This is a genomic window from Brevundimonas sp. UBA5936 (genome assembly GCA_002430835.1).
Lineage (GTDB): Bacteria > Pseudomonadota > Alphaproteobacteria > Caulobacterales > Caulobacteraceae > Brevundimonas.
This window is the reverse complement of the sequence record DJDA01000094.1, coordinates 1-8,241: the sequence shown is the minus strand read 5'-3', so window position 1 is coordinate 8,241 and position 8,241 is coordinate 1. Positions and strand designations below refer to the sequence as shown.

The 8,241-nt window shown below is 69.7% G+C and carries 6 protein-coding genes and 1 pseudogene; 2 read left to right on the top strand and 5 right to left on the bottom strand.

The annotated features are described in order from the left end of the window. The 5 genes and pseudogenes from B2Y21_RS09005 to B2Y21_RS08985 all read right to left on the bottom strand — a co-directional run. A pseudogene (locus tag B2Y21_RS09005) lies at nt 1-616 on the bottom strand (double-strand break repair protein AddB); the annotation flags it as partial. Nucleotides 617-618: 2 nt separating this feature from the next. Then, entirely contained in the window at nt 619-1,332 is a 714-nt protein-coding gene (murU, locus tag B2Y21_RS09000) for an N-acetylmuramate alpha-1-phosphate uridylyltransferase MurU (RefSeq protein ID WP_292059058.1), read from the bottom strand. After that, nucleotides 1,329-2,417 (bottom strand): N-acetylmuramate/N-acetylglucosamine kinase AmgK, encoded by a 1,089-nt coding sequence (gene amgK, locus B2Y21_RS08995; protein WP_292059056.1) that lies wholly within the window; start codon nt 2,415-2,417, stop codon nt 1,329-1,331. Before amgK ends, murU begins: the two co-directional genes overlap by 4 nt. Continuing rightward, nucleotides 2,410-2,871, bottom strand: coding sequence for a tRNA (adenosine(37)-N6)-threonylcarbamoyltransferase complex ATPase subunit type 1 TsaE (tsaE, locus tag B2Y21_RS08990; RefSeq protein WP_292059055.1), 462 nt, complete (start codon nt 2,869-2,871; stop codon nt 2,410-2,412). The genes amgK and tsaE overlap by 8 nt, the downstream gene beginning before the upstream one ends. Before the next feature lie 10 nt (nt 2,872-2,881). Beyond that, the gene (locus tag B2Y21_RS08985; RefSeq protein ID WP_292059052.1) at nt 2,882-3,760 is read right to left on the bottom strand and encodes a GNAT family N-acetyltransferase; all 879 of its coding nucleotides are present in this window, start codon (nt 3,758-3,760) and stop codon (nt 2,882-2,884) included. A gap of 69 nt (nt 3,761-3,829) precedes the next feature. Between B2Y21_RS08985 and B2Y21_RS08980 the strand changes: the two genes are divergently transcribed. Continuing rightward, a complete protein-coding gene (locus B2Y21_RS08980; RefSeq protein WP_292059050.1) occupies nt 3,830-5,926 on the top strand; it encodes an alpha/beta hydrolase family protein in 2,097 nt (698 codons plus the stop codon). Nucleotides 5,927-6,014: 88 nt separating this feature from the next. Beyond that, the gene (locus B2Y21_RS08975) at nt 6,015-8,123 is read left to right on the top strand and encodes an alpha/beta hydrolase family protein (RefSeq protein ID WP_292059049.1); all 2,109 of its coding nucleotides are present in this window, start codon (nt 6,015-6,017) and stop codon (nt 8,121-8,123) included. Nucleotides 8,124-8,241: the final 118 nt, after the last annotated feature.

The following is an 8,241-nucleotide window of genomic DNA, read 5'->3' as shown; positions in this document are numbered from 1 at the left end:
CCAGGCGGCGCAGCAGGGTGGCGCGGCGCCAGGCCGGATCGACCAGGCCGAGCGCCTCCAGCCGTTTGGGCCAGGCCTCGACGGCGAGGCCGAGGAAGCGGGCGCTCTCGCGCCAGTGTTCGGCCAGATCCTGTTCGGCCAGGGTCGCGACGCGCGACAGGTCGGAGACTTCCTCCAGCTGGCAGGAATCGAGGAAGGCGCCCAGCGCATCGGCCATTTCGAGGGCGCGCAGGGGCTTCATCCCCGGCTCGAAGTCCTCGGCGATCATGCGCGCCATTTCGAAGCGGCGCGTCAGGGGGGCGATGGCGGGCGGCAGGTCCAGACCCAGTTCGCCGGGGGCGAAGGGCGGCTCGTCCTCTTCCAGATCGCCGAGCGGGCGCACCTGAGGCAGCAGGACGGGACGCTCGCCCGCCAGCTTGCCCAGGGCGAAGGAGAAGGCGCGGGCGGCGCGTCGGTTGGGCAGCAGGATGGTGGCGTCGGTCAGGGTCTCGGGCGGGGCGTCGCCCAGCCAGTTCAGCACCCCCGCCGCCAGGTCTTCGAGGAAGGGCCGCCAGGCGGGCACGGCGCGCCAGCGCGGCCCGCTTCCGGCGAACGGATCGAAGCGCCCCCCCGTCATGATCAGGTCTCCGCCTTCAGTCGGGCTTCGGCCGCGTCACGCGCCTGCGGGTCGCCGACGTGCATCCAGTCGCCGTCGAGCACGCAGCCGAACAGGCGACCCTCGGCGGCCGAGGCGCGCCACAGGGGACTGAGCGAGAAGGGACCGTCGGGGCCGTGGTCGGCGTAATCGGGCCGGGTGATGTGGACGCCCATATAGGCGTAGGGCGCGCTGGCGGCCTCGCCCCGGAAGGTCAGGGCGCCGTCGTCGGCGAGGAAGAAGTCGCCGCCGCCCTCGAAGCCGATGGAGCCTTCGCGCCGGGCCAGCAGCAGGGCGGCGTCCATGCGCGCGGGATTCCACAGGCGGACCAGGTCAGAAAGGGCGTCGCCCCGGTCGATCCAGACGCTGTCGATATTGGCGACGAAGACGGGATCGTCGCCTAGCAGGGGGCGCGCCTTCTTCAGCCCGCCGCCGGTTTCCAGCAGTTCGGCGCGCTCGTCGGAGATGCGGATATTCGGGCGGGTGCGGGCGGCCAGATGCCTTTCCAGCCGGTCGGCGAACCAGTGAACGTTGACCACGGCGTCGGTCACGCCCGCCTCGGCCAACCGGTCGAGCACATGGTCGATCAGCACCTTGCCGCCGACCTCGACCAGCGCCTTGGGCCGATCGTCAGTCAGGGGGCGCATCCGCGTGCCGAGCCCGGCGGCGAGAACCATGGCGGTGGTGGGAGACGTCATCGACGCACATCCTCCGGCACGTGGCGGTCCATCCAGGCGGCGACGGCTTCGAGGCCCGGCGCCTTCAGATTGGCGTTCAGGTGCGCCCACATGCGGGGCATGAAGGCGGCGTAGCGGGGCTTGCCGTCGCGGGCGATCAGGCGGGCGAAGATACCCAGGATGCGCGCCTCGTTTAGGGCGGCCAGGCCGGCGTAGGCGGCCATGAAGGCCTCGCGATCGGTCTCGGGGCGCAGGGCGAAATAATGGTCGAGAGCGAGCGCCTCCAGCTCGGGCGCTACGTCACGGCGGGCGTCCTGAAGCAGGGAGTGCAGATCCCACGACGGATGGGCCTTCACCGCGTCCTGGAAGTCGATCATCCCGACCGAGGCGGGGCCGGTGCGACCGTCCAACCGGATCAGGTTCTCGGCGTGATAGTCGCGGTGGGCCATGACGGTCGCGCCCGCCTCGCCCGCCGCCGTGATCGGCGCCCAGGCCGCGCGCCATTCGGCGACGGCGGCGGCGTCGAAGCTGAGGGCGGGGATCAGCTGGGGCAGCCATTCGACGAATAGGTCGGCGCCGCCTTGCAGGGCCGTCTGGTCATAGGTCAGCAGAGGCCAGTCGCCTGCCGGGCCGCTTAGGACATCGGGCGTCGGAGCAGCGTGCAGGACGGCCAGGGCCTCGACGGCGGCGCGATAGAGGGGGGCGGGATCGGCGCCGTCCTCGATGACGCGGGCGAACAGGGCGTCGCCGAAATCCTCGATCACGGCCAGGCCGTTCGGAGCGTCGACGGCGACGATCTCGGGCGCCGACAGGCCCAGCGACTTCAGATGGGCGGCGACGGCGGCGAAGGCCTCGATGCGTCCGGCCGACAGGCGGGCGACGGCGTTCCAGCCGTGCGCGTGGCGCTGTTCCGGCGTCCATGACGGATCGCAGGGGCGGCTCTCGGCGGCGGGGGCCTGATCCATCAGCATCAGGGATGCGCTCGAGGGCGTGGTCAGCCGCTCGTATCGGCGTGTCGAGGCGTCGCCGGGCAGGGGCGCGCGGACAGCCTCGGCCAGACCGGCCGAGCGCAGGAAGTCGAGACGGAGGGCTTCGCGGTCAGACATGCAGTTCCTTCAGTTTCGCTTCCCACGAGCCTGCGCCAGTTACGGTCGCAAGGCGGCCCTCGCCGTCCTCGGAGATTTCGATGGTCAACCGGTCGGGGCCGAGCATCCGGCCGGGATCGTCGCCCAGGCGTTCGGGCCATTCGATCAGGGCGCAGCCCTCGTCCAGCGCCTCGTCCAGCCCGACCTCGAAGGCCTCCTCCGGACGGGTCAGGCGATAGAGGTCGAAATGGGCGATGGGCGGGTCGCTCTCATAGAACTGGACCAGGGTGAAGGTCGGCGACGGCACGTCTTCGTCAGGGCGCGTCAGGGCGCGGATCAGGCCGCGCGCCAGCGTCGACTTGCCCATGCCCAGAGGGCCGTAGAGCAGGACGGATTCGCCCGGCGCCAGCAGGGGGGCGATTGCTTCGCCGAGGCGGGTGGTGGCTTCGGCGTCGGGAAGGTCGAAAGTCGTCATGCGGAGGGCATCAGGCGAAGGTCGCGTCTGGATCGGCGGCCAGGGTCCGCTCGACGAAGGTTTTCAGTTTCAGGGTGGCGGCCTGGGCGTCGACGTCCAGGGCCAGCGGCGGGATGGGGCGGCCGACGATCAGGTCGAAGGCGCGGCCCTTTTTGTTCAGCAGTTCGTGGAAGAGGGTGATGTCGCGCAGCTCCTGCGACACCTTGTCGAACAGGTGGAACAGGCGGCTGGTCGGACCGGCGACGTGGATCGGGATCGCCGGCGCCTCGTATTTGCGGGCCAGCGAAGCGGCGGTGGCGGCCCATTCGGGGTCGGTCAGCAGACCGTCCGGGCCGACGCGGGCCAGGCGTCCGGCCGGGAACATGACGACGCAGCGTTCGGCCTCGAACGCCTCTTTCGCTGCTTGGAGGGTGGCGCGGGTCTTTTCGCGCGTGCGCTTGGCCGTGACCCATTCGACGGGGACGACGGTTTCCGACAGGCGGGGCGAGACGCGCAGGGCGTCGGCGTTGGCGAAATAGATCAGGTCGTTGCGCACCGTGCGCAGGGCGTCATGCACGGCCAGACCGTCGGCGATGCCGGTCGGGTGGTTGCACACCACCAGACAGCGGCCTGATGCTGGCAGGCGGTCGAGGTGCGCCGTCCGCACGGTCAGCTCCAGCAGGTCGGAGACGTAGTCCAGCGCCTGGCGACCGGCCATGGGGCCGATGGCGTCGGCCATGCGCCGCGCCTTGGCGTAATCGAGCAGGCCGTAGAGGGCGGGCCGCGCCAAAGGCCAGGCGCTTGATCCCGTCAGCCGGGGCGCGCGCTCGGCGATCAGGACGTCGACAATGTGCGGAGCCGGACTCATCGCCTGCTTGTCGCCGAGGCGGCGGCGTCGGGCAAGCGCCATCCAGCTTGGCTAGGACCGGATCGCCGCCTATGCAGGAAGCCTGACCATTCTTTGGGGGAGTGTAGCGTAATGACCCGATCACACTGGATGACGGCTGCGGCCGTCCAGATGCTGTTGCTGGCGGGCGGCTTGGCCGCGACGCCGGTTCTGGCCCAGGAAGCGCCGACCGCAGCGGCTGCGCCGGCTCAGGCCGAGGCCTCGGACCGCCTCGGGCTGAAGGATCTGGCGATGATGGAGCGGGTCAGCGATCCGCGCGTCTCGCCCGACGGCCGCCGCGTCATCTACGCCGTCACACGCACGGACTGGGAGGGCAACCGCAACCTGACCGGCTTGTGGATGGCCGATGTCGACGGCGCGACGGCGCCGCGTCGCCTGCCGATCTCAGAGGGCGGCGTCTCGGGCGCGCGCTGGGCGCCGGACGGGCAGTCGATCTACTTCCTGTCGCCGCGCGGCGGGTCGAACCAGGTGTGGCGGACGGACCGCGAGGGCATGGCGGCGGCTCAGGTGACGACCTTGCCGGTGTCCCTGTCGGGCTTCCGCTTCACGCCGGACGGCAAGGCCCTGGTGCTGGGCGTGTCGGTCTATACGGACTGCGAGACCCTGGACTGCACCAAGGACCGCCTGGCCGAGCGGGCCAAGTCGAACCAGCAGGTCTATGACCGGATGCCGCTGCGGGTGTTCGACCGCTGGGCCGACGGCCGCCAGAGCCACATCTTCCTGCAGCCGCTGAACGGCTCGGGCTTCGCCGAGGGCCAGCCGCGCGACCTGACCGCCGGACTGGACGGCGACGTCAGCGTCGGCGAGGGCGGGCTGACGATCGCGCGCGACGGGCGCGCCTTCATCTATGCGGCGCGCAAGCAGGCGGACCGCGCCGCCTTCACCAACGACAGCGACCTGTATCGTCTGAGCCTGGACGGCGGCGCGCCGGTCAATCTGACCGAGGGCCATTCGGGACCGGACGGGGCGCCTGCCCTGTCGCCCGACGGACGGCGCCTGGCCTGGCTGGCGGCTCCGCGCGAGAACGTCGGCGGCGATCAGCCGGTGGTCATGGTGGCCGATGCGAACGGCGCGAACGCCCGCGCCCTGACCAATTGGGATCGCGGCCCCAGCGGCTTGACCTGGCGCTCGGACGGGCGGGCGCTCTATGTCACGGCCGCCGATGAAGGCCAGAACCGCCTGTTCGAGATCGACGCCCGCACCGGCGCGGTGAAGGCCTTGACCGACATCGGCTCGGTCGGCGACTTCGACGAGGTCGGCGGCGTGCTGGCCTACGCCCATGAGAGCTTCACCGCCCCGACGCAGGTCTTCATCGCCCGGAACGGCCAGGCCGCGCGCCAGGCGACCCAGCACAACGCCGAGCTGCTGGCCCGCATCGACCTGCCGCGCCCTGAGGAGATCCGTTTCCCCGGTTGGAACGACGAGACGGCGCACGGCTGGGTGTTCAAGCCCGCAGGCTTCGTCGAGGGCCGCAAATATCCGGTCGTCTATCTGATCCACGGCGGGCCCAAGTCGCCCTGGACCGAGAGCTGGTCCTACCGCTGGAACCCCCAGGTCTATACGGCGGCGGGCTATGCGGTGGTCATGGTCAACTTCCACGGCTCGCCGGGCTACGGTCAGGCCTTCACCGACGCCATCAATGACCACTGGGGCGACCGTCCGCTGGAAGACCTGCAAAAGGGCTGGCAGGCGGCGCTGTCGGCCAATCCGTGGATCGACGGCGAACGCGCCTGCGCGCTGGGCGCCTCCTACGGCGGCTATATGGTCAATATGATCGCGGGCCAGTGGAACGAGCCGTGGCGCTGCCTGGTCAACCACGCCGGGGTGTTCGACGTGCCCCAGCTGATGAACGCCATGGACATCTCGACCTTCATCCATGAGTTCGGCGGCGCGACCTGGGACCGCAAGGCGGTCTATGACGCCCACAACCCAGAGACCTACGCCGGCGACTGGAAGAAGCCGATGCTGGTGCTGCACGGCTCCAAGGACTTCCGCGTGCCGATGGAGCAGGGGCTGGCGACCTTCTCGGCCCTGCAGCGCCTGAACATCCCCAGCCGCTTCGTCCATGTGCCGGACGAGAACCACTGGGTGCTGAAGCCCCAGACCTGGGTCGAGTGGCAGCAGGAGATCCTGGACTGGACGGCCGACTGGACGAAGGAAGGTCAGTAAACCGCGAGCTGAACAGGAGACTTTGCGGGCGGCGCGCGGCGGTGTTAGGCCTTCGGCCAGACTTCACATCCGCATGAGGAGCGCCTGAATGCGCCGCCTGCCCCATCTCCTGTCCGGCCTCAGCGCCGCCGCCCTGCTGACCGCCACGGCCCTACCGGCCCTGGCCGAGGGGGCGCTGGTCGCTCCGGCGGCTGCGACGGCCCAGGCCCGTACGGCCTTCACCTATCAGGACATGATCTCGGCCAACCGGCTGGGCGATCCCCAGGTGTCGCCGGACGGCGAGTGGGTGGTCTACGCCCTGACCCAGACGGACGTGGCGGCCAACAAGCGCTCCAGCGCCCTCTACATCCTGGGCCTGAAGGGCGAGGCCCAGCCGCAGAAGCTGGCCATCTCCGAAGGCGGCGCCAACACCGCCCGCTGGGGCGCCGACGGCAAGTTGTATTTCCTGTCGAGCCGTTCGGGCTCAAGCCAGGTCTGGGTTTCGGCCGACAAGGGCGCGACGGCGACGCAGGTCACGGCCTTGCCGACCGACGTCAACGCCTATCGCATCAATGGCGTGGGCGACGCCGTGGCCGTGTCCCTGGCCGTCTACCCGGATGCGGCGGACCTGACCGCCTCGGTCGCGCGCGGCAAGACCGAGGCCGAGCGCAAGTCCACCGGCCAGGTCTATGACCGCATGTTCGTGCGTCACTGGGATACGTGGAACGACCACACCCAGAACCACCTCTTCGTCCAGTCGATCGGCGCCGACGGCAAGGCGGGCGGCGAGCCGGTCTGGGTCACGAAAGGCTTCGACGGCGACACCCCGTCTAAGCCGTTCGGCGACGAGAGCGAGTTCACCTTCGCCCCTGACGGGCAGTCGCTGGTCTTCTCGGCGCGCAAGGCCGGGAACAGCGAGCCGTGGAGCACCAACTTCGACCTCTACAGCGTCGCCGTCTCGGCGCCGGGCCAACTGACCAATCTGACCGAGGCCAATCCGGCCTGGGACACCGGCCCGGTCTTCTCGCCGGACGGCCAGACCCTAGCCTACCGCGCCATGGCCCGTCCGGGCTTCGAGGCTGACAAATATTCGATCTTCCTGCGCGACGTCGCCACCGGCCAGACGCGCCAGATCGCGGCCAACTGGGACCGCTCGGCCGATACGCTGCAATGGTCCAAGGACGGGAACACCCTCTATACGACGGCGGGCGACGTCGGTCAGACTCGCCTGTTCGCCATCGACGCGCGCAACGGCGTGGTGACGCCGCTGACCGGCGAGGGCCACGTCGGCGCTTTCCAGCAGACGCCCTCGGGCTTCGTCATGGCGGTCGACACCCTGACCTCGCCCAGCGACCTGTTCTTCAAGACCTACCGCGGGCGCGAAATGCCGCGCCGCCTGACGAACGTGAACCCGCAACTGGCGACCAAGGCCTTCGGCGAGGCCGAGCAGTTCAGCTTCCCCGGCTGGAACGACGAGACGGTCCACGGCTACGTCATCAAGCCCGCCAACTATGTCGAGGGCCAGAAATACCCGGTCGCCTTCCTGATCCACGGCGGGCCGCAGGGCTCGTTCGGCAACGGCTGGTCTTACCGCTGGAACCCCGAGACCTATGCGGGCGCGGGATATGCGGTGGTGATGATCGATTTCCACGGCTCGACCGGCTACGGCCAGGAGTTCACCGACGCCATCAGCCAGCACTGGGGCGACCGCCCGCTGGAAGACCTGCAGAAGGGCTGGGCCTTCGCCCAGTCGAAGTACGGCTTCCTGGACGGTGACAACGCCTGCGCGCTCGGCGCCTCCTACGGCGGCTATATGATCAACTGGATCGCTGGCAACTGGCCGGGCGAGTTCAAATGCCTGGTCAACCACGACGGCGTCTTCGACACCTTCGGCATGGGCTACGGCACCGAGGAGCTGTGGTTCACGGAGTGGGAATACGGCGGCACGCCGTGGGAAAACCCGGAGGGCTATCAAAAGTTCAACCCGGCCAACCACGTGCAGAACTGGCGCGACCCGATGCTGGTGGTCCAGGGCGACCTCGACTTCCGCATCCCGACCTCGCAGAGCCTGTCGACCTTCACCGCCCTGCAACGGCGCGGGATCGAGAGCCGCTTCGTCTTCTTCCCGGACGAGAACCACTGGGTGCTGAAGCCGGCGAACAGCCTGCAATGGCACAATGAGGTGTTCGGCTGGCTGGATAAGCATCTGGCCAAGTAAGGCTCGGCCTGACTTCGGGGCGCGGTTCGACAGGGCCGCGCCCTTCGGCTTTCGGGGAGGCGGAATGACGAGACGAGGGCTTCTGGCGCCGCTGCTGGCGACCGTGGCGACGGCGGCC

What these genes read in the sequence shown, in the direction of transcription:
- murU (WP_292059058.1), bottom strand. Translation starts at nt 1,332, where the DNA reads ATGACGTCTCCCACCACCGCCATGGTTCTCGCCGCCGGGCTCGGCACG.
- amgK (WP_292059056.1), bottom strand. Translation starts at nt 2,417, where the DNA reads ATGTCTGACCGCGAAGCCCTCCGTCTCGACTTCCTGCGCTCGGCCGGT.
- tsaE (WP_292059055.1), bottom strand. Translation starts at nt 2,871, where the DNA reads ATGACGACTTTCGACCTTCCCGACGCCGAAGCCACCACCCGCCTCGGC.
- B2Y21_RS08985 (WP_292059052.1), bottom strand. Translation starts at nt 3,760, where the DNA reads ATGGCGCTTGCCCGACGCCGCCGCCTCGGCGACAAGCAGGCGATGAGT.
- B2Y21_RS08980 (WP_292059050.1), top strand. Translation starts at nt 3,830, where the DNA reads ATGACCCGATCACACTGGATGACGGCTGCGGCCGTCCAGATGCTGTTG.
- B2Y21_RS08975 (WP_292059049.1), top strand. Translation starts at nt 6,015, where the DNA reads ATGCGCCGCCTGCCCCATCTCCTGTCCGGCCTCAGCGCCGCCGCCCTG.